Source organism: Amycolatopsis sp. WAC 01376, assembly GCF_003947415.1.
Classification (GTDB): domain Bacteria; phylum Actinomycetota; class Actinomycetes; order Mycobacteriales; family Pseudonocardiaceae; genus Amycolatopsis.
Genome location: NZ_QHKL01000023.1, coordinates 1 through 759 on the forward strand (window position 1 = coordinate 1; position 759 = coordinate 759).

Annotated in this window: 1 protein-coding gene; it reads left to right on the top strand. The window is 53.4% G+C overall.

Annotation, left to right across the window (positions count from 1 at the left end; translation table 11 throughout):
* The coding region (locus DMH03_RS42490) for a hypothetical protein (protein WP_199749248.1) at positions 1-759 on the top strand (759 nt) is incomplete at both ends.

Below are 759 nucleotides of genomic sequence, written 5' to 3' on the forward strand. Positions count from 1 at the left end.
GGCGACCACCAAGGCGCGAAGGGGGCGCGGGGGGGGGACCAACCGGCCGGCAGAGACGAGCGGCCGGGAAAAAGGGGGAAGAGAAAAGGGGGAAGGAGAAAGGAAAGAAAGGAAGGAAGGAAAAGAGAGAGAAGAGAGAGAACGAGACGGGAGGAGGAGAGGAAAGGGAGGAGAAGCGCAAACGCGCGGGGAGCGGAGAGGAAGGAAGGAAGAAAGAAGAGGGAGAAGGGAAAAGAGGAAAAGAAGGAAGAGAAGGAGGGGGGAAGAGGAAAGGGAGGAGAAGAGGAGGAGAGAAGGGAAGAAGAAGAGAAAGGAGGAGAGGAGGAGGAGGAGGGAGGAAAAGAGAAGAAGAGAGAAAGAGAAAGGAAGGGAAAAGAGAGGAGAAAGAAAAAGAGAGAGAGGGAGGAAGGGGAGAAGGAAAAGGAAGAGAAAAAAGGGGAAAGGGAGGAGGAAGGGAAAAAAGAAGAAAGAGGGAAGAAGAAGAAGAGGAAGAAGAAGAAGGAGAAGAAAAGGAGGGAGGAAAAGGAGAAAAAGGAAAAAGAGGGAAAAGGAGGGAGGAAGAAAAAGGAAAAAGAGGGGGGAAGAAGAGAAGAAGGGAAAAAAGAGAGGGAAGAAGAAAGAAAAAAGAGAGAGGAGAGGGAGGAGGGAGGAAAGGGGGAGAAGAGAGAAGAAGGAGGGAAGGGGAGGAGAGGGAAGAGCAAGGGAAGCAGCGCCTGGTACTCCGACACGCGCGCCATCCGCGCCGAACCGAGCGCGCTG